Source organism: Paenibacillus tianmuensis, from assembly GCF_900100345.1.
In the GTDB taxonomy this organism is placed as follows: Bacteria; Bacillota; Bacilli; order Paenibacillales; family NBRC-103111; genus Paenibacillus_G; species Paenibacillus_G tianmuensis.
Map to the genome: position 1 here is coordinate 65,457 of NZ_FMTT01000002.1, position 19,745 is coordinate 85,201.

15 protein-coding genes are annotated in these 19,745 nt (G+C 54.1%); 4 read left to right on the forward strand and 11 right to left on the reverse strand.

Features of this window, described 5'->3' with window-relative positions; all coding sequences use genetic code 11:
* Positions 1–207: 207 nt before the first annotated feature.
* On the reverse strand, positions 208–1,716 hold the full coding sequence (locus BLO51_RS01960) for a TROVE domain-containing protein (RefSeq protein WP_090666287.1): 1,509 nt from the start codon (positions 1,714–1,716) through the stop codon (positions 208–210).
* A gap of 483 nt (positions 1,717–2,199) precedes the next feature.
* On the opposite strand from BLO51_RS01960, the gene BLO51_RS01970 reads away from it, so the two are divergent.
* From BLO51_RS01970 to BLO51_RS01980, 3 genes are read left to right on the forward strand one after another with little or no spacing between them, the layout of a single operon-like run.
* Positions 2,200–3,516 carry a WYL domain-containing protein gene (locus BLO51_RS01970; RefSeq protein WP_090666292.1) on the forward strand — a complete coding sequence of 439 codons (1,317 nt, stop codon included), beginning with the start codon at positions 2,200–2,202 and terminating at the stop codon, positions 3,514–3,516.
* Positions 3,503–4,324, forward strand: a complete 822-nt coding sequence (locus BLO51_RS01975; protein WP_090666294.1) for a WYL domain-containing protein — start codon at positions 3,503–3,505, stop codon at positions 4,322–4,324. The genes BLO51_RS01970 and BLO51_RS01975 overlap by 14 nt, the downstream gene beginning before the upstream one ends.
* Positions 4,325–4,375: 51 nt before the next feature.
* Positions 4,376–4,573, forward strand: coding sequence for a hypothetical protein (locus tag BLO51_RS01980; protein ID WP_090666296.1), 198 nt, complete (start codon positions 4,376–4,378; stop codon positions 4,571–4,573).
* Positions 4,574–4,628: 55 nt separating this feature from the next.
* Here BLO51_RS01980 and BLO51_RS01985 read toward each other — a convergent pair whose 3' ends face one another.
* The 4 genes from BLO51_RS01985 to BLO51_RS02000 all read right to left on the reverse strand — a co-directional run bounded on the left by BLO51_RS01985 (position 4,629) and on the right by BLO51_RS02000 (position 9,500).
* Positions 4,629–5,888: a Gfo/Idh/MocA family protein gene (locus tag BLO51_RS01985; protein WP_090666299.1), complete on the reverse strand. Its 1,260-nt coding sequence runs from the start codon at positions 5,886–5,888 to the stop codon at positions 4,629–4,631.
* Positions 5,889–5,939: 51 nt separating this feature from the next.
* Complete coding sequence (locus BLO51_RS01990; RefSeq protein WP_090666301.1) at positions 5,940–7,508, reverse strand: extracellular solute-binding protein; 1,569 nt, start codon at positions 7,506–7,508, stop codon at positions 5,940–5,942.
* Positions 7,509–7,577: 69 nt separating this feature from the next.
* Entirely contained in the window at positions 7,578–8,462 is an 885-nt protein-coding gene (locus BLO51_RS01995) for a carbohydrate ABC transporter permease (protein ID WP_090666304.1), read from the reverse strand.
* Positions 8,463–8,510: 48 nt separating this feature from the next.
* Positions 8,511–9,500 (reverse strand): ABC transporter permease, encoded by a 990-nt coding sequence (locus BLO51_RS02000; protein ID WP_090666306.1) that lies wholly within the window; start codon positions 9,498–9,500, stop codon positions 8,511–8,513.
* A 284-nt stretch (positions 9,501–9,784) separates the two neighbouring features.
* On the opposite strand from BLO51_RS02000, the gene BLO51_RS02005 reads away from it, so the two are divergent.
* Entirely contained in the window at positions 9,785–11,992 is a 2,208-nt protein-coding gene (locus tag BLO51_RS02005) for a helix-turn-helix domain-containing protein (RefSeq protein ID WP_217266673.1), read from the forward strand.
* Between the two features lie 71 nt (positions 11,993–12,063).
* Here the strand turns inward: BLO51_RS02005 and BLO51_RS02010 are convergent, their stop codons facing one another.
* The 6 genes from BLO51_RS02010 to BLO51_RS02035 form a co-directional block, all read right to left on the reverse strand.
* A complete protein-coding gene (locus BLO51_RS02010; RefSeq protein WP_245719493.1) occupies positions 12,064–12,228 on the reverse strand; it encodes a hypothetical protein in 165 nt (54 codons plus the stop codon).
* Positions 12,229–12,313: 85 nt separating this feature from the next.
* A complete protein-coding gene (locus tag BLO51_RS02015) occupies positions 12,314–12,667 on the reverse strand; it encodes a hypothetical protein (protein WP_090666310.1) in 354 nt (117 codons plus the stop codon).
* 21 nt (positions 12,668–12,688) lie between these two features.
* Complete coding sequence (locus tag BLO51_RS02020; protein ID WP_090666312.1) at positions 12,689–13,801, reverse strand: SDR family NAD(P)-dependent oxidoreductase; 1,113 nt, start codon at positions 13,799–13,801, stop codon at positions 12,689–12,691.
* A 339-nt stretch (positions 13,802–14,140) separates the two neighbouring features.
* Complete coding sequence (locus BLO51_RS02025; protein ID WP_090666314.1) at positions 14,141–15,220, reverse strand: suppressor of fused domain protein; 1,080 nt, start codon at positions 15,218–15,220, stop codon at positions 14,141–14,143.
* 149 nt (positions 15,221–15,369) lie between these two features.
* A complete protein-coding gene (locus tag BLO51_RS02030; protein ID WP_090666316.1) occupies positions 15,370–17,682 on the reverse strand; it encodes a M4 family metallopeptidase in 2,313 nt (770 codons plus the stop codon).
* Positions 17,683–18,073: 391 nt separating this feature from the next.
* Entirely contained in the window at positions 18,074–19,729 is a 1,656-nt protein-coding gene (locus BLO51_RS02035) for an AMP-binding protein (protein WP_167670079.1), read from the reverse strand.
* Between the last annotated feature and the right edge of the window lie 16 nt (positions 19,730–19,745).

The following is a 19,745-nucleotide window of genomic DNA, read 5'->3' on the forward strand; positions in this document are numbered from 1 at the left end:
CGACCTCAGCGGTCCATGGCCCGATGCTCTTATAGATGGTTTTACGGCGTGTGCCGGACATGGCCGACTGGCGTAAAATGTCATCTGAATAGGACCGATGAGATGCGGAAGTCAAATCTGTGTTGTTTGTACCTTGGGATAAACTGTAAATTCGTCGTCGTAATCCCTGCCATCTTCATCGGCCTCCTTTTCGTTGGAAATGGATCGTTACTTTTCGCCGCCACCCAGCTCCATGGCGTCGATCTTCCCGGTCATGTCCGAGTAGCCCTGTACCGCTTGCGCAATATAGGACAGCACGGTATCACTCCAGCCGTAAATATAGAACGTGTTTCGGTCGGCGGGTGGCGCCATCGCATAGCGGTACGGCGCAATGTCGACAATGAACGCTTTGACCTGCGGGTTCACCTTGGCGCGGTATTTTGCCAGTTCGGCGTAGAACGAGCTTCCGCTGTTCTGCTGCTCATCCGTGATCATGATGATCTGATCGACCCGCTTGTTTTCATTAAACAGCTTGCGCACAGGCGCGCCGGTATCGGTTCCGCCGCGGGAACGGATGCGGTCCGCTTGTGTTAAGATGCTGTCGTGACGCGAGGGCTTGGCATCCGTCACAACCGTATCGAACAGCAAGAACAACGAGTTTCCTTGCGTTTTCTTGTACAGCGCCAAGGCGAATACGGACCCGATCTGCAAATATTCCCCCTGCATGGAACCGGAAATATCGAGGAAGATCGCCGTGTTCTCGCCGATCTCCGGCAAGTTCGCAAACGTATGCTCCACCGCCGTCCGAAGCGCGTCGCGCAGCTCCGGACGCTCTACCTCCCGGAATGCCTTGGCGAACCGGAACGGCAAAATTTTCGCTTTGCGCAGCGCCTCCGCATTCGTCAGACGCTCCACCGCAAACGTCAGATTGGCTTTCTTCTCAAACACGCCCGCGCGATCCAGCGCGTTCAAATGACGCAGCAGCGCAAACGTAGGCATCTGGCGCAGCAATGCCTTCCAGACGGCCTTAGACGGCTTGATCGCCCCCGTCACCGTTTCGTACGGCAGCTTTCCGCGTTCGATGCAAGCGAGCCGCTCGGCTTCGCTTCTCGCCCTCTTCAATTGCTCAAGCGCCTCCACCTGCGGAAGCATGGCGAGACTTGTCTCCTGCCCGCGCAGGTAACGGAACAGCGCCTGCTGCTTGAGATCGGCCGGCTTCGGATGCGCCGTCGCGATCGCGTCGCCCAAGCTGAACCCGCGTCCCCGGCCGTTGTACTTCAGCGCCCAATATTCGGACACCCCGGACAGGAAGCGGGCAACCTGCCGTTTCACGGCCCGGCCACCCTGCCCGCGGCCAAGTCCCCGCAGGATCGTCAGGAAGTCGGACAAATCCGAAGGAATCCGGACCACCTGGTCGAACACCTTGGCGAATAAATCCGGCCGGTAAGACGACAGGATGGCCAATCCGAACAACGGCTGCAACCGCATAAATCCCTCGTTGCGGGCGAACACCAGCGCTTTGGCCATAAATTGCGGATTTTGCCGCGCCCTTTCGTGGTGCAGCTCCAGCGCGTCCTGCAGCAGCTCGTTTTGATCGGCGTAAAATGTATTTCCTAGCGTATTGGTTAACAGCGTCTGCACGTACTGCTCTTCGGCTGAACGCGCATAAGCAGGAAATCCGTCTTTGTTATATTTCGTCGGCGGCATGGCGCCGAACATTTTTTTAGCGAAACTCATGGTTGGAACCCTCCCCGGCGCCTTGCCGTAATATGAACTTAGTAAGAACGAAGCGAGGAAAAAACGAAAAGGCGCATGGCATCTCTTCTGACGCCCGGCTTTCGCCGTCAATTCTTTTCCATAAAAGTCGAAGGAGCCCTTTCAAGCGCCTCGCTTCGGTATTCCTATTAATGAAGATCCCCGAGGAAGTGGGCGGAAAGGTACATAACCGCTCTATCCCCTGAGCTATTCCGCCATATAGCGGAAGCCGGACTCGAACCGGCGACCTGTCGCTTAAGAGGCGAAGTAACCCTTCCAAGCGCCTCGGTGATCTTTTGGCGTAAAGCTTTTGCCTTTCGGCGTCGGCCTTACGTGTATTATCATCGCTTATTTTCGGCCCCACGAACATGGCGAAAGTATTACGACATGAGAAAAGTTTTCCTTTTTCTCCAATTCCCTTCCCTGTTACAATAAAAGGAACTGCTACGAAAGCGGAGGTTGTCCATGGCCAGAGAAAGCTTCGATAAAGAAATCCAGTTTTTGCGCATGCTGGTGCTGACCAGCGGCGCCTACAGCCGCCAGCAATTCGCTCAGCGGCTCGGCATCTCCGTACATACCTTCGACAAGACGATCCGGCGGCTGAAGGACATCGTGAACACGGTGTACCAACAGCTCCCGCAGGAGCAGGGCAAAGAATTCGCCGAAACGCTCCGCTTCAGCTACTACGAGTCCGCCGACCCGATGCTGCTGTTCTTATACCGCGCCAAATCGCTCAAGGAATCCGAAAGCCACCGGCTGTCGCTGCTGCTCGCCGCCATGCAGGAGGAGGCCCGGACCGTCATGGAGCTGCTCGATGCGTGCTGCAGCGATCTTCCCGAGGAGCTTCCGCTGCCCGACGAGAAAACGATTCGCTCGGACCTGAAATATTTGGAGGAAGTCGGCGTTATCGTAAAAGAGCCTGGGGGACGGCCTTACCGGTACCGGATTCACGACCGGCTCGTCAAGGACCTGACCTACGAGGAGCTTCTCGATCTCTACGATTATGTCGACATTATGGCGAATACGCAGGTGCCGTCCGTTCAAGGCTATCTGCTGCGGGATAGTGTGAAGAAGGCTTTGCAGCAAGCGGGCAACGCGGATAACGCCACAGGAGAGCCTTTTCTGTACAAGTACCATTATTACTCGCGCATTCTGGATGAAGCGCATTTGTTCACCCTGCTTGGAGCCATCCGTCAGCGCCGGAAGGTGCGGTTTCTCTATTTCTCTCCCAAGACGCGCAAAAGCTACGCCTCAAAAAATACGAACCCGCTGTTTGAACGCGAAACCGAGGGAAAAGAGGTGGTGATGCTGCCGCTCAAGGTGATCTACGATCACCAATACGGCCGATGGTATTTGCTTGGCTCGGAGACCCAGCGGGGGATCGTGAAGTTCCGTTTGGAAGGCTTGACGCAACTGAACGAGGACGAGGCCGTACCGGAAGAAACGTTCAACGAGAAGCTGCGACTGTTGGAGGAAAAGACCCGCTACAGCTGGCTTATCGATACGGGAAGGCCGCTTACGGTGCGGGTGCGGTTTTTCAGCCCGGAGGCCCCGCAGCCCAATTTCGTCAAGGAGCGCGTGCTGCTCCAAGGGCAATGGGGTCACATTACGAAGGAAGAAGAAGCTTCCTTTATCTATGAAATTAAGGTGCACGGGACGGGCGAGATCAAGCCTTGGCTGCGGAGCTTCGGCTCCAGCTGCGAGGTACTTGAGCCGGAGCACCTGCGCCGGGAGCTGATTGAGGAGTGGAAGGAGATCGCAGCGTATTATGAATCCGTTTGAGAAAATTTTTAATTACCAAGTCATGTCACGTCTGCACGAAACGGGCACGCTCGCCGTCACCTCCCATGAGCGGACATGGCTTAAGGCAATGCTGGAGCACCCGGCATCCGGGCAAGCTTTTACTCCCGAGACATTGGAGAAGCTGCAAAGCATGCTCGAAGGCGACCTTGCGTTGGATATGAAGGAAGGCTTCGAGGAAAAGGCCAAAAGCAAGGATCAGCAGGTATACCATCCGCTTCTGCGCCCCTTGCGGCGGATCATGCTGCGGAAGAGCGGCATTCTCATGAACCACCGGATCAGAGACGGACGGATATTCGAGGAGCAACCGGGCTTTCCGTTCAAGCTGGAATATTCGATGGTCAAACGGGAATGGTACTTGATCTGGTATCACCTCCAGTATCGGGCACTGATGAATACGAAGCTGCAGCATATCGTGGAGCTTGCGGAACAGCCGGTTTCCGGGGAGGAAGCTACGGCTGTCGAAGCGGACATCAACCGCATGCTGGAGAGCCGGAAGGAATCGGCGGTCATCGAGGTGGTGCGCCGATATAACAGCGAGCTGTCCCGCATCCTTTACGCCTTCTCGTGTTTCGAGAAGCAGATCGGGTACGACGAAGCGGCAGACAGCTACACGATCCGGCTGACGTTCCTTGGGGACGAGAGCGAATATATTTTGTCCAAGCTGCGCTTTCTCGGCATGCGGGTCCGGGTGGTCGAAGGCGACAAGCTCAAACGGCGCATGCGGGAATCGGCAGCCAAGGCGCTAAGCCGATACGGGGTAACGGAGGAGCAGCAGGTTGTTCTGTGAGCGGCGGAAACCTTCGCAAAACCAATAGAGGATACGAAAAGGAGGTGTCCTATGTACGCGGTTCATTGGCCTAATATGATTTTGTTCGCCCTACTTTTCCTGGCCTTTCCGATCTATGTCGTTTACCGGCTGCAAACGATCTCCCGCAAGCTATCCCGTATCGAACAGCAGCTTCTCGACCAGAAGCGGGCGGAGATCAAGGCGGAGAACGCCCGCATCGCCAAATCGCAAGAGCCCCCCACCGCCTAAAGGTCACAGCCCTTAAGCGATGGGGAGCTCAGCGCATCCCGGCAAGGCCGACGACTTAGGTCGCCGATACAACCTGCTTGTAATAATCATCGATGAGAACGGCCTTGCCGCCGTTCAAGCGGGATTCCTCGGCCGCGAACGCCATCAAGTGGCTCCGCACGGAGGCGCTGGCCGAGGTCAGGCTTTCCCTGCCGGCATTGTTCCGCACCTCGCGCAGGAAGCTGCGCACGATGCCACTGTCTCCGCCGCCGTGGCCGCTCACTTGCGGCGGAATTTCGATCTCCGTCTTCTGGTGCGTCAGAAAATCCATCAACGTAATGGTGCTCTCTTCCCCGCGAAGCTCGCCGCGCGTGCCCATAATCTGGATACGGCGCTCCTGCTCCCGCGTAAAGCCGCACATGCTGAACATCGCCGTAGCTCCGCTCGCGAATTCCATGTTGACCACCTGATGATCGACCACGTTGTTGTCGCACTTGTAGACGCAGCGGCCGTACGGCGACTCGCGCAGGCCCTTCACAATATTTTCCCGCGTCAGCTCCTCCGTGTAATGGCGAGCCCAGGCTTTGCCTTCGCCCAAGTAGAACCGGGGGGCGGAGTAAGGGCATTCCGCCTCCACCGCGCACCCGTCGATACAGTAATCCGTCGATCCGGCTGGCGCATTTCCCGAATGAAAATGCATCAGCGAACCGAACGAGCTGACCTTCTCGCACGGCTGGTCCATCAGCCATGACAACGCATCCATATCATGACAGGATTTCGCCAGAATCATTGGACTGGATTTGTCGGAGTTGTTCCAATTGCCGCGGACGAAGCTGTGCGCGATATGCCAATAGCCGACATTTTCGTTCAGTTGAATCGATACAACCTCGCCGATGCGGCCTTCCTCGATGATCTTTTTCAACGTGGCCCAGAACGGCGTGTAGCGCAGCACATGGCAGATCGTCAGCAGCCGGTTGTTCGCCAAGGCCCTCCGTTCCATCTCCACGCATTCGCGCGGGTCCGGCGACATCGGCTTTTCGAGCAGCACGTGGTATTTAAGATCCAGCGCCTGCAGCGTCGGTTCGTAGTGCATCCGGTCTTGGGTGCAGATCATGGCGATATCGGCCATCTGCGGACGGCTGAGCAGTTCCTCCCACGTCTCGAAGCAGTTTTCCCGGGAAATATCGTGCTCGGCTGCGAACTTATCCCGGCGCTCGGCGTTAGGCTCGGCGACGGCTACGAACTTCAATTCATGCGGACAATCGAGCGCATACCGCGCATAGCCGCCGGCCCCTCTCGCTCCGGCTCCGATCAAGACGGCTGTCATTGGTTTCATGCTCTCGGGCTCCTTTTTCCGAATATCGTACTTGCCTGCCGGCCTTAAGCCTTACTGCCAGCCGACCTTGGCGTTGTTGTCCTTCACCAGCTTGTTCACTTCGTCGACGACTTCCTTGCCGCCCTTTGCCATAAACTCGCCTACCATCTTATCCCAATCCGAAAACGGCCGCTGGCCGACGATCATTTTCGTCTTCTCGTCGTTCAGGAACTGGGACAGCTCGGTCCATTTCGTGTTGTACAGCGGCGATTGAACGCCCATCACAGGGCTGAGATAAATTTTGGACGTCTTGAGATAGGCGACCACCGATTCGTTAAACTGCCTTTCGAGCGGCGACTTCGAGCCCTTGATGAACACTTCCAGGTCTTGGTCGTTCGGCGCCCAGCCTTCGGTGTTGATATATGCGCTCGGTGCGACGTTGGAACGGTTTTCCTTAATTGGAATCGAGACGCCGTCTTCCATTTTGTAGCCTTTGCCTTCTTTTCCGTTCAGCCAATCGTACTTCTCATTCTTCGCATTGCGCTGGTCCGCCGGTGTGAATTCGCGGAAATAGTCCATAATTTCGAAAATGCGCTGCACTTTCTCCGGATCGTTCTTCAACTTGGCGCTCAGCAGATACATTTTGTAGTACCCGGCCAGCGAGCGGATGCCCTGCGTGCCGTCCGGCGCTTTGAAGGCGGGCAGCGGCGCAAGCACCGCATTCGGCGCGTTCTCGGCCAGCGTCTTGTAGTTGATCAGATTGCCGCCCGGCTCCTCGTACCAGATCCCGACTTTTCCGGCGTTAAACGCCTTGAACACGTCGTTGTAATTCGTAACGGCCCAGTCTTTCTTAATCGCGCCTTCCTTGTAAAGATCCGCCAGGAACTTGACAACTTCCTTGCTGCCTTCGCCGAAGTCGGGGATGTACTGCCCGTTCTTGTCCTTTTCATACCAAGCGCCGTAATACGGGCTGAACGTTGGGCTGTAGTAGATGTTTTTGGCCAACCCGAGACCGATCGTGTCGTCCTTGCCGTTGCCGTCCGGGTCCTGCTTGGTGAACGCGATGGCGACTTTTTTCAGCTCTTCGTAATTCGTCGGCATCGCCAGCCCCAGCTTATCGAGCCAATCCTTGCGGATGACCGGCTTTTTGCCGCCCTTGGCGTTGAAGAAATAAGGAACCGCGTATACTTTGCCGTTCACCTTGAGCATATCCCAGACATTGGAAGGCACCGGCTTGAACGAGTTGTATTTGTCGAGATAGTCGTTCAGCGGGAGAAAAGCGCCCTGCTTCGCCCATTTCATATAATTGGCGTCCACCAGCTCCATGCCGATGACGTCCGGAATATCGCCGGAGGCCATCGTAACGCTAAGCTTCTCGTCGTACGTATCCCAAGGCACATACTGCGGCTTGAAGTCCACGTTAAACTTCTCGTTAATCGCTTTGACCGCTTCACTGTCCGGCCCCGGCACCGGATTTTCCCATGTGCCGGAGAACCAGGTGATTGTAATCTTTTTATTTTTGGCGTCCGCACTGCCTTTGCCGGCATCCGCCGCACCCGAGTTCGCTCCTCCGGAGCAAGCTGTCATACTGCCCGCTACGGCGAGCGAAAGCAAAACGGAAACAGACCGTTTCATTGTCATGGCTGCATATCCTCCTTAAGGTGTAATGCTATGGTACATCAGTCAAACCGATTCTCCAACCCCCTGCTTCTAGCCTTTGACCGAGCCCAGCATCACCCCTTTCGCAAAATGCTTTTGCAGAAACGGATACAGCACAAGGATCGGTATCGTCGACACCAGAATCGCCGCCATGCCGATCGTTTCCGCGAGCGGAACCTGCAGCCCCCGGGCCGCCTGCACCCCTTCGGACAAAATATTGCCCGCCTGGCTCAGAATCACAATCTGACGCAGCATGACCTGCACCGTCCATTTGGCCGGATCATTCAAATACAGCAGCGCCGAGAAATACGTGTTCCAATGAGCCACGGCGGAGAACAGTCCGAAGGCGGCCAGTGCCGGCTTGGACAGCGGAAGAATGATGCGGGCATAAATTTGCAGGTCGTTGGCCCCGTCGATCAAGGCCGACTCCGTCAGCTCGTTCGGAATATTGAGAAAAAACTGCCGCATGACGATCAGATTGTACGAGTTGATGGCGACGGGGAGAATTAACGCCCAATACGAGTTGATCAGGCCGGTAGCGCTGACGATCATGTACGTCGGGATAATGCCCGCCCCGAAGACGAACGTGAACAGGACGAGGAACAGAAACACCCGTTTGCCGAGAATGTTGCGCGACAAAGCGTAGGCCATCATCGAGGTCAGCAGCAGATTGACGAACGTGCCCACGACGGTGATGAAGACGGTCACGCCAAGCGAACGCACGAACGAATCCGATTGAAAAATATAGGCGTACGCATCGAGCACAAAGCTTGTCGGAACGAGCAGCAGCTCGGTCTTCACGTACTCCGTGTAGGAAGTAAACGACACGATAGTCATATAGTAGAACGGGAACAGCATCAGCAGCGCGATGATCACGAGGAACACCCCGTTGACGGCCCCGAACGCTTTTTCCTGCCATGTGCGATTTCGAATCATAGCGTTTGCACCTCCGTATCTTGCTTTATGCCGCAGCCGCAGGTAAGATTAGAACACGCCTTCTTCGCCGAAGCGTTTAGCCAGACGGTTCGCCCCGATAATAAGGAGCAGACCTACGAGCGATTTGAACAAACCGACCGCGGTAGCGAAGCTGTAATCGGATTCGGTCAGGCCTTTGACGTATACATACGTGTCAAGTACGTCGCCCACCGATTTGTTGAACGGGTTAAGCATCAGGAAAATCTGTTCAAAGCCCGAATCGAGCACGCTGCCGAGCCGCAATATTAGCAAAATCACAATCGTGCTGCGAATCGCAGGCAGCGTAATATGCCAGATTTGCCGCCAGCGGTTGGCTCCGTCGATCACGGCCGCTTCATACTGGCTCGGGTCGACGGCAGCCAGCGCCGCGAGGAAGAGGATCGTGCCCCAGCCGGATTCCTTCCAGATCACCTCAAGCACGACCAGAGGCATGAACGAGCCCGGTTCCTGCAGGAAGGCAACGGGTCCGATGCCGAACAATACGTGCAGCAGCTTGTTCACCAGGCCTTCGGACTGGAGGAACACCGTCACCATGCCGATCACGACGACCCAAGAGATGAAATGCGGCAGGTAGACGATTGATTGAATGAGGCGCTTGAACCATTCTCGGCGCACCTCATTGAGCATCACAGCGAGCACGATCGGGACCGGAAAGGCGAAGGCGATTTGCAGCAAGGACAAGTACAGTGTATTCCAGAGCACCCGCAAAACTTCCTTGTCCTCGAAGATGCGCTCAAAGTGCTTCAGTCCGACCCACTCGCTGTCCCAGAACCCTTGAAATGCGCTATAATCTTGAAAAGCCATCATATTTCCGGCCATGGGCAAGTACTTGTATACGATAAAGTACACCAGGCCCGGGAACAGCAGCAGATACAAGTAACGCTCTTTCCACATCCGGGACAACAGCAGTTGCCGACGTGAGCTGCCGGACACGGACTCCGCTGCAATACGGGAATGGCTCGGATCGGGCGATGCCTTGGTTGTGAATTCCGTTTCCATTAGAAAACTCCTTTCTCGGTTTCATTGGGACTAGCGGCAGGTTCGCACCCGTTATCTTGGAACCGCTTCCAGTCTATTTGAGACTTAAGGGCCTGCCCCCATCCCGGGGCTGCAATGTTATAATATCGTGAGAAATCGTCGCCGAAAACCGTCGCTATTGCCGTTTTATCACGGTTTTCGGGATTTCCGTAAATCCGTGAAGCATTCGAAAAACAGACATATTTGCATCCGAACCGCCGCACGAAGGGAGTAAACCGCCTTTGCCAAGCATCCTCCGCATCAAAATGAAAGCGCGTTCTGTTTTTTTTAAGCTGCTGCTCAGCTTTCTTGGAGTGATCGTTCTTCTGGTCATCTTCGAGCTCCTGACCTATGGAGTTTTCCGGCAAAGCCTCCGCGACGAAATCATCAAATACAATACGGTCAACCTGACAAATACGACGAACGATTACGAGAAGCATTACGAGCTGCTGGAGAAAACGATGCTGAATTTGTACCTGAACCCGCGGCTGCAGGAGCTGAATAGCAAGCCGTATCTCGATTACGTGGCGGCCAACAAGGTGACGGACTATCTCAGCAATATCGTATCGAATCAGGCGCTGTACTTGAACAACTTGTTCATCTATGACGTCAAGCATTCACTGATGCTGGAGAAATCGCGAGGCGCGAGCCCCGAATCCATGTTCACCGAATATTATGTCAATCCCGTTTATACCTACTCGTTCTGGAAAAAGCAATTCGAGGAGGGCGGCCCAATGACGATCTATCCAGCCGCTTCCTACCTGCGAAACGACTCGCCGGGCGATACAACCGGTCCGGTCTGGCCTATGCTGGTCAAAAGCCGGTTTTATCCGGATTTCATGATGCTGGCTTTTGTCGATGCGGACCGCATGTTTCAAGCGTTCCACCGCTCGGTCAACGACAACTTTTACGTCTTGGACGCAAGCGGCCGTCTGCTGTTCGCTTCAGGCTCCGCAGCCGATAAGCCCCTGCCTGCTCTGCCTCCGGGACAAGATTGGGTAAAGGCGGATAACCAGTACTTCTTCTACACCACCGGACCGAAAACCGGATTTACCTATGTGAATCTTGTGCCGGACGGCCATATTTCGTCCCAATTAATCAAGCTGAATCTGACCTTCGTCGCCGTCCTGCTCGTCGCCATCGCCGCAAGCGTCACGGTGTCCGTCTTGTTCACCGTCCGGTTCAACAACCCGGTTCAACGCATCGTCGACTCGATCAAAAGCTTGAACGAGCAGGACACCGTGCCCCGGCACGACAACGAATTCGAGCTCATTCGCGGCAATATCGGATTTTTGCTCCAGCAGCGGCATTTGCGGCATCAGGATCTGGAGGAGAAGCATGCGCTGCTGCGCTATCACAGCTATATGAACAAGCTGAAAAAAATCCGCGGACTGCCGGTCGCCGGGGCGGAGCAGCTAAGCGAGCAGAAGCCGTTCCGGGTCGTTCTGTTCCATCTCTCGTTCAATCACCCGTTTCACACGGAAATTCAAGCGGAAGAGGAGCGCGCCGCCTCGTACATTCGCGAATACATTAACCATGTCGTCACGAAGGAGCTGGAAGGGTCGCTCACGTTCCAAATTGAGCGAAATCAGATTTTATCGATCATCCATCCGGCGCCGGAAGAGGAAGACCGCCTGCGCACGACGCTGGACGGCATCGTCAGCGTGCTGAGCACGGACAAAGCCTACTGCTTCCTCACCATTGCCGTCAGTCCGCTGCATGCGCATACCGCAAGCCTGACCGACGCCTACGAAGAGGCGCTGGGGCTGATCCGTCACCGGCCGTTCGACGACGAGACGGTCGTGCTCGAAGCGCAGAACGTCCCGCAGGAGCCGTTCGTCGTGCCCGATGCGCTGATGCAGGAGATTAAAGCGAATTTACAGGCGGGGAACGCCGCGAACGTGCTGCAGGCGCTGCGGCGACTCATGGCGCAGATGGAGAAAAGAAAGGCCGACGCGCTCGCCTTCCACGAGTTTGCCCGCGAAATCACGCATAAAACGACCCGGCTGCTGCATGGCATAGGGCTGGACAGCGGAAAATTAACGGACCTGGAGCCGGAGCAGCTTCATACTGTCTCCAAGCTGGACCGTTATTTCGAAGCGATGATTGGCGAAGCCTGCCGGCGCATCAACAATAAAAAAGAAGCGGCCGACCCGATTATTACCGGAGCGACCGCTTATGTGACGGAGCGATATACGGAGGATATTACGCTGGACCTTGTCGCCTCTTGGCTCAACATTACGGGAGGCTACTTATCCACTTATTTTAAAGAAAAAACGGGAATCAACTTCCTTGATTTCGTAAACGACGTGCGCATCGGCAAAGCGAAGGAGCTGCTGCGGCAGACCGATCTGCGCATTCAGGATATCGCCGGGCGGGTAGGCTATCAGAACATGAACTCGTTCAATCGGATGTTCAAGAAGATTACCGGCGTTACGCCGAGCGAGTACCGGCGGTCGGGGACGCAGATGTAAGCGAGCCGGGCATTCCAGTCGCCTTCCGGGCAATGGCGCCTGCGAAAGCGACCGGATTCATGCTTTCTTTGTTATATCCGTTTGTCGCGTTTCCAGACGCGGTAGCGTTCCGAAATGACGGGTTCGATCATCCGGTAATTCTCGATCGTATCCTCCACGTGGTAGATCGTCGGCAAGCCGGCTGCCAATATTTCCGCGAAATCCGTGGCCGTATAAATATCGTTATGGATATTCAAGTATTCGCGCGCAAACGCATCCGCTTCGTCCGACAGTTCCTTCGAAGCCCGCCATCCCAGTTTTCCCGATAGGTCTTTCTCTGCTTTATCTCATACGAAGTTCATCTGCATCTATTACAATACCCTTGGCAGCCTTATCGAAGAAAACAAATGGATTACCCGGTACTAAAACACGATGAGGAGCATGCTCGAAAAGAAACTTAATTTGCGTTACAACTTCGCGGCTAGTACGATTTGCAGGTTCAAGCACTTTCAAAACCAAACTCCAAGATTCATCTTGTCCAAGCATATCGAAGTTCACCGGTAGAGAAAACTCAGTTCCTCTTGGCCATTGAGCCTTATTTTTAAGGTCAGGCGGCAACCATCTTACTTTAGCCAACACGGTCGGATTATCCTTATCGCCATTATACTTCTCCCACGTTAAGAAATTATCGTTCATAAAAATGTCCTCGTTTGTTTATTACCAGTCTACTTGTTGATAGTCCTTTAAAAATACACCGGTCAATGGTCTTTCTACGTCTTTTCCTTCATATACTGGATCGCAGATTCTAGCGGCAGCATCATCAAAATCCAAGGGTAACTGAATCTTCCGATCATTTTTCACCTGATCCGGGAACTGGTTCGAGACCCAACCGGGATCTACACTGGTAATGAAAATTCGATGTTTCTTATACTCTTTAGACATGGTCAGGGTCATCATATTGAGGGAAGCTTTTGCCATGTTGGTGTGGACATGGTAGCCGCCCTTTCTTCTCATATTAAATCTGCCTTCTGATGCGGATACATTTACGATAAAGCGATTCTGATGCGGACTTCTCAACATCGCATCTTTCAACTTTGTATTTATCAAAAACGGAGCAGTAACGTTGATTAGCTGTACTTCGAGCATCTCAACAACAGATATTTGATGAGAATGGGCAGTCCATGAATTATGTAACAGCGGATTGTGATTCATAACTGCTTGCTCATGATTCATCTGTTGTAGCTGCTGAAACCCCTTTGTTTCATTCTCTGATTTAACAAAGTGCGAAACAGGTATCTTGTCCGCCATAAGCTGCAGTTGTTGGTTACCGGCGATTTGTCTTTGGAGTTCCGCTTCATTTAAAGCTAACGCCTGATATTCCTCATCCAGCATTCGTACCGTCTGAGCAGCGTTATTAATAATGATATCAATATAGGGAAACTCTTTGTCTATGAATTGCGCAAACATCTCGACTCTTTCAATTTGACGAAAATCTAATCCATAGATGTGAATGCGATCACACCAATTTTCGAAATCAGGTTCTTTAATGTAACGTTGCAAGGCGTCATATGGAAAGCGGGTTGTTAAAATAACTCGTGAGCCATCTCGTAGTAATCGTAATGCGGTATGATATCCTATTTTTGTTCGTCCACCTGTAATCAAAGCGGTGTAAGAATCTAAATCGTGCTTGGCCAGGCGTTTCTGTTCATTGTATTCACCACAAGGTTGGCATAGTTTTACATAATGTTCGTGAGTTACAACAAGCGACTCTTTGCAAACATAGCATCTATTCTTTCTATCATTCTCGTTTGCTGGTTCCTGATTTTTCATTTTACCACCCTGAAATATTTTACAAGCATCATAATCTATGCTATTATACTAAAACACAGTAGCTTAATCAAAGCGCCTGCCTCTCACGCAGGAGATGAAGGTTTCGCTCCTTCCTGTGTAAGGTGATAGTTTAATGAAAATACCTTCCCATCACGAAGGAGATGGAGGTCTCACTCCTCCTCACCTTTATAATCGATTAGATTAGCCTTGATTCTTGCTTTCTCGCGAATCAAGGCTTTTTGACGCCCGAGGCGAGCCCGCCGCTTTGCGAACATTTCACCGCTATTTGCAACGCCCCATCGAGCACAGGCAATCCTGCGTTCGATGGGGCGTTTTCGATTATATAGAGAATTTAACTTTCCCGTCAAAAATCCATTCCTCCGTGGCGGACGCTCGCGCGAACAAGCGCTCCGTGCCTTGCTCCTCAGCATACTTCCGCTCTTCCTCCGTAATCGGAATCATCCAGAGCAGATTGACCGGATCGCCGCCGATCTCCGGCAGGGCTACAGCCGGCGCATGCGGCGGCTGCGCAAGCGCCACCGCGGTGAAGCGCTCATGACTAAGGCCGATCTCGCCGCACGGAATCGTATGTCCATTGGCGAAGAACGTAAGATAGTTCCAGGGCAGATTGGTCTGCCCGCTAATGTACTGCAGCATCGGCTTCCCGTGCTCGGCCAGCCAGTGCGAATCGCAGGCGAAGGCGAACTCGAACCTCCGCAGCCGCTCCGGCGTCTCCGTATATTGCTCCACCTTCGGCTGCGGCAGAATGGATACCCCCAGCGTCACGACATAGGTGACGTCGCCTTGTTCGACCGTCACCATGGCCCGTGGAGGCCACTGGCCGCCGTCAATGGCATAGTATTTCGCAACAGGACCGAGTCCGGATTCGATAGCCTCCAGATACTGCTGCTGCAAGCCTCCCCATGTATGTTCGTCCCAGCTCTGCCAGAACTGCTTGGCGAGCTCGATGCGCCGGAACAATGCGTTGGAATCCGGCATCGGGAAGCACAGGCTCGATTCCCCGATGCAATCCCTCGCATAGCCGGGATAATTGTTCTCACCAGCGGACGATCCGGCCCATCCGGGGATGACGCTCACGATCTCATCCCGGTAGAGCAGGGCGGCGGCATCGCCTTCCTCGAACCAGACGACAACGAGCTGTTCGGGATCGAGCCGCTCGGCCCCTTCGGGATGGGCGCAGCAGTCTCTTGGCAGCATCGACGCCCGGCCATGGTCCATCACTTCCACGTCGATGGCCTCCGGCGCCCGGCCGTAGTTCCTGACCCAACAGGCGCGAATGTTTGCATATTCCTCACCCGGGTGATCCCATAAATAAAAATAAACGCAGTCCTCATCTTCCTCCACAAACGCTTGAATAGGGCAAACGGGCGAGAACTCTTCCAAAATGATATTTTTCATGTCTTCACCTCACAACGGGTATGCCATCCATTTGTTGCTAGCAAGTAGATATAGAGATAGGATAGCATCCGGCCGATGAAGATACAATCTATTCACAAAAAGGCCGCACCTGCAGACAGGTACGGCTCTTTTCACTTCACCCCAAACGCTTAATCCACCAAGCTCCACAGTGCCGGCACGAGCGGCGGCTCCCATCCCGGCAGCGAGGTATGGGCTTGAAGCGCTTTATACGTTTTGCCGCCATAGGATACGAGGTCATTGACCTTATACGCTACATACGTCGCCCATGGCTGTACCGTCGATTCCGTATCTGTCGTAACCGTGACCGGGTTGCTTGCAGCCGATACGTTGCCGGCGGCATCCTTCGCTTTGACCGTGAAGGTGTAGGCCGTTCCCGCGGTCAGTCCGCTTACCGTGGCCGTTGTTCCTGCAACCGATGCGGCTAAGGCAGAGCCATTATACACATCGTACCCGGTAACGCCGATATTATCCGTAGAGGCATCCCATGCCAAGGATACGCTCGTCGAGGTTTTGCCGGTCGAAGTCAATCCGGTCGGCGCGGTCGGCGGCTGCGTATCCGGGTCGGAGGATGTGGACGTCGTGACCGTGACCGGATTGCTTGCGGCCGATACGTTGCCTGCCGCATCCTTCGCTTTGACCGTGAAGGTGTAGGCCGTTCCGGCTGCTAATCCGCTCACTGTGGCCGTTGTTCCAGTCACGGATACAGCCAAGGCAGAGCCGTTATACACATCGTAGCCCGTCACTCCTACGTTGTCCGTGGAGGCGTTCCATGACAAGGTTACGCTCGAATGCGTTTTGCCCGTCGAAGTCAGGCCGGTCGGCGCGGTCGGCGGCTGCGTATCTTGCGCCGGGGGACTGCCTACGCCTACAGCGCCATAGGCAGCTTTCACGGAGTTGACCTGGGTGGAGTTCGCCCCAAACAGATCGGTAGCCACTTGAATCGCCGCAGCGCGAATAGACGCAAAATTGGAGGTTGGCGTTAAATGTTTTATAAGCGCTTTATAAATAATTTTTTCTGAATCTTTGCGACCGATTCCTTTGACCGTCACCCCGTAATGCGTGCCGCCTTCCGCCAGCAAATAAAACGCTTTGTTGTTAATGCCGCTATTAATATGCACGCCTCCGTTATCGTCAGAGCCCCGATACAGCTTGCTGTAATGGTCCGGCTGGTTGTACAGCTCCGGATTTTCCATCGACCGCAACGCGTCGCCCGGCTTATTCGGCGTGTAGATGTCGTCGCCGATCAGCCAGTTTTTGCCTTGAATCGCATTGCCGAAAATATCCGAGATCGACTCGTTGAGTGCTCCGGATTCGTTTTGGTATATCAACTTGGCCGAATGCTCGGTAACGCCATGCGTCAATTCGTGACCGACGACGTCCAAATCCCCGGATAAGGTGCGGAATAAGTTGCCGTCCCCGTCGCCGTAGGCGATCTGTACGCCGTTCCAGAACGCGTTGTTATAGTTCCAGCCGTAGTGAACGCTGGATTTGATCGCGAGCCCGTTGCCATCCAGACTATCCCGGCCAAAGTTGTTTTTGTAATAGTCGTAGACGACTTCGGCGTAAGCATGGGCGTCAACCGCTGCGGGGTCGGTCCATACGTTGTCCGAATCCGTCAGCAGCGTGCCTGGAAGCGACTGGCTATTATTCGCAGAGTACGTATAAATGCCCCGTCCGCGCGTGTTGTCCTGAAGCACATACTGCGACCCGCTTGCCGTAGTCGTAAACGTCTTCGTATCGCCAAGCACTCCCACCCCCGTACCGGTAGCATGATCAAGCATGCTGTACTTGTTGACGATATTCCCGTTGTCCGCGTTAATGAAGTAACGCACACGCTGCGGGGAAGGCTCCAGCACGTTGACTTCAGTAATGTAAACAAGAAGGTTTTGCCCGTTGGACGGGTAAATATTCAGCTCCGCCGTTTGCTCCCTCTGCTGGCTGCCCAGCTTGCCGATCCGCTTCTCGGTGTCTTGATTGGCGATCGCAATCGCCTTCTCTGCGCTAATTCGGGGCGTCGGAGGGGCCACGGATTGCTGTCCCGAATCAGGGACAGTGCTTCCGATATACAAGGAAACATTGCCCTGCTTGTCAAAGTGCAACGTTTGGTCCGCGCCGAATACGGGAATTCCTTGGATATACTGCTTCAACCGGACATGCCGCGTTCCAGTCTCGGCATCGGTCATCTGCTGCGTAATTCGGATGCTTTGCTTCGTATCCCCTGCCAGTCCGAGAACGCTTTTCTTGGATTCCAAATATTCCCAAATCCTATCTTCGTTCGACATGCCCTGCGGGGCAATCCACGTTTCTCCGATTAATCGCGGTGCCATCATTTGCACAAGCCCGCCTTCGGAGCCGTTCGGCGTGTTCGATTCTGCCCCTGCAGGCAATGCAGCCATCGTCATCATGGCCCCTAGGGCAATGACGGTAAACACTTTTTTCATAGCTAATCTCATCTCCCATCGTTCGATTTTACTTGCAGCCTGCAATCGGTCAATCTACGAGTACTCATCCCTCCTTACCGGGTTTTGTGGCAAAAATAAGCTTCTATGCAAGTACAACTAGATGTTCGAATCGGAAAACAACAAAAAAAGGATAGCTGTTCATCATAGCGAAAACGGGCTCACCCCTGGGTGTCTGCACGTATCAGCATATTTTGAAACCGCTTTCCTTTTTTTTAGAATACTGTAATCTTACATTGGTGTCAATTACCCTTAGGTCAATTTTTTATAAAGTTAAGTCTGTCGCAGAGGTCTCGATGACTGCCTGCTCCGGCACGGTCTCGCAAACGAAAAGACCTCTGCGGCACTCTACAAAACCGCTCTCTCCATCCGCCTACGTCTTTTGAATCTGATTCGCCCGTTCGTACAGCACCCTGCGCAGCAGTTTGCCCGATCCGGTCTTGGGCAGCTCGCTCAAAAACTCGACTTTCCGCGGATATTTGTATACGGCCATATGCTCTTTAGCCCACTCGACGATGTCCTGCTCCGACACTCTCCCGACCGCTTCGTCCTTGAGCACGACATACGCTTTCACTTCCTCGCCCCGGTAACCGTGGGCTACGCCAACGACGCACACTTCTTTAATCGCGGCATGCTTGTGCATGATGCTCTCCACCTCGTTAGGGAAGACGGAGAAGCCCGACGATTTGATCAGTTCTTTTTTCCGGCCGGAAATATGGACGTAGCCGTCCTCGTCCACGCAGCCTAAATCTCCGGTTAAAAACCATCCGTCGACGAACGCGTCAGCCGTAGCCTGCGGATTTTTCCAATAGCCCTTCATGACCATCGGTCCTTTGAAAGCGAGCTCTCCCTGCTGTCCGGGCGGAACCTCCACGGTCGGGTCTTCTATGGCAACGACGCGAACATCCGCATCCATCAGCGGGATGCCGGCTGAGCCGATCCTTGCGTTATCCATAAAGTTCATCGTAATCTGGGCCGTTGTCTCGCTCAGCCCATAGCCTTCCAGCAGACGAGTACGGGTAACTTCGTAGAAGCGCTCAAAGATCGGCTTCGGCACCGGAGCGCCCCCCGACAGGCAGCCTGACAGGGAGGACAGATCGTAATTCGCCGCGTTCGGGTGATTAATGACCGCGATATTCATCGTAGCCGTGCTTACCCAATGCTGGATTTGCAGCTTGTGAATCGCTTCCAGAACAACGTCCGGCACAAAACGGTGGAACAGCATGATCGTTCCCCTATTGAAAAGCGGCGACCCCATGCAGTTGATCAGGCCGATAATATGAAACAAAGGCATCGCGGCCAGATGGCGGTCGCCCGGCTTCGTTCCCAACCCGTCCCTGAACGAGAACGCGTTCGCTACAATATTGCGGTGCGTCAGTTCGGCGCCTTTGGGCATGCCTGTCGTTCCCGAAGTGTATTGCAGCACGGCGGTATCGTCCAAGCACGCATTGGCGGGAGGAATCGGATCGTCGTAATGGATCAACTCCAGAATGCGCTCCTCTCCCGGTAGCCTGCTTATCGTTCTCTCCATTGGCGCGAACGACATCGGAAATTCCGGATGATCCGGGGCAAAATCCGTCAACGCCGTCGAGATGATCCGCAGCCCGGGAAACTCCGACAAAATCGGATACAAATGCTCCAGCAAATTTTCCTGAATGAAGATGGCCTTAGGCTCCGCGTCTCCCAGCAGATGGCTCAGCTCCGCCCGCTTGAACATCGGATTCATGGGCACCGCTATCGCACCCAGACGCTGGACGGCCAGAAACGCCATGATAAACTGCGGGCTGTTCTCCATATAGAGGGCGACGGTATCGCCCTTGCCTACGCCTCTTACATGCAGCTGGGAGGCGAGCTGTAAGTACATGTCTGCCAGCTCGCCATACGTGATCCTCTTGCCATAGAAGTAAACCGCCGTATCGTCGGGATTTGTTCGTGCATGTTCCTCCACATAGTTTTCCAAGACCTTGTCTTCAAAGATGAAATGCCGCGGAACATCTTTGGGCCACACCTTGTACCATGCTTTTTCCATGCTACCCCTCCATATC

What these genes read in the sequence shown, in the direction of transcription:
- BLO51_RS02005 (WP_217266673.1), top strand. Translation starts at nt 9,785, where the DNA reads ATGAAAGCGCGTTCTGTTTTTTTTAAGCTGCTGCTCAGCTTTCTTGGA.
- BLO51_RS01985 (WP_090666299.1), bottom strand. Translation starts at nt 5,888, where the DNA reads ATGAAACCAATGACAGCCGTCTTGATCGGAGCCGGAGCGAGAGGGGCC.
- BLO51_RS02020 (WP_090666312.1), bottom strand. Translation starts at nt 13,801, where the DNA reads ATGAAAAATCAGGAACCAGCAAACGAGAATGATAGAAAGAATAGATGC.
- BLO51_RS02030 (WP_090666316.1), bottom strand. Translation starts at nt 17,682, where the DNA reads ATGAAAAAAGTGTTTACCGTCATTGCCCTAGGGGCCATGATGACGATG.
- BLO51_RS01970 (WP_090666292.1), top strand. Translation starts at nt 2,200, where the DNA reads ATGGCCAGAGAAAGCTTCGATAAAGAAATCCAGTTTTTGCGCATGCTG.
- BLO51_RS02000 (WP_090666306.1), bottom strand. Translation starts at nt 9,500, where the DNA reads ATGGAAACGGAATTCACAACCAAGGCATCGCCCGATCCGAGCCATTCC.
- BLO51_RS01975 (WP_090666294.1), top strand. Translation starts at nt 3,503, where the DNA reads ATGAATCCGTTTGAGAAAATTTTTAATTACCAAGTCATGTCACGTCTG.
- BLO51_RS01980 (WP_090666296.1), top strand. Translation starts at nt 4,376, where the DNA reads ATGTACGCGGTTCATTGGCCTAATATGATTTTGTTCGCCCTACTTTTC.
- BLO51_RS02035 (WP_167670079.1), bottom strand. Translation starts at nt 19,729, where the DNA reads ATGGAAAAAGCATGGTACAAGGTGTGGCCCAAAGATGTTCCGCGGCAT.
- BLO51_RS01995 (WP_090666304.1), bottom strand. Translation starts at nt 8,462, where the DNA reads ATGATTCGAAATCGCACATGGCAGGAAAAAGCGTTCGGGGCCGTCAAC.
- BLO51_RS01990 (WP_090666301.1), bottom strand. Translation starts at nt 7,508, where the DNA reads ATGACAATGAAACGGTCTGTTTCCGTTTTGCTTTCGCTCGCCGTAGCG.
- BLO51_RS02015 (WP_090666310.1), bottom strand. Translation starts at nt 12,667, where the DNA reads ATGAACGATAATTTCTTAACGTGGGAGAAGTATAATGGCGATAAGGAT.
- BLO51_RS02025 (WP_090666314.1), bottom strand. Translation starts at nt 15,220, where the DNA reads ATGAAAAATATCATTTTGGAAGAGTTCTCGCCCGTTTGCCCTATTCAA.
- BLO51_RS01960 (WP_090666287.1), bottom strand. Translation starts at nt 1,716, where the DNA reads ATGAGTTTCGCTAAAAAAATGTTCGGCGCCATGCCGCCGACGAAATAT.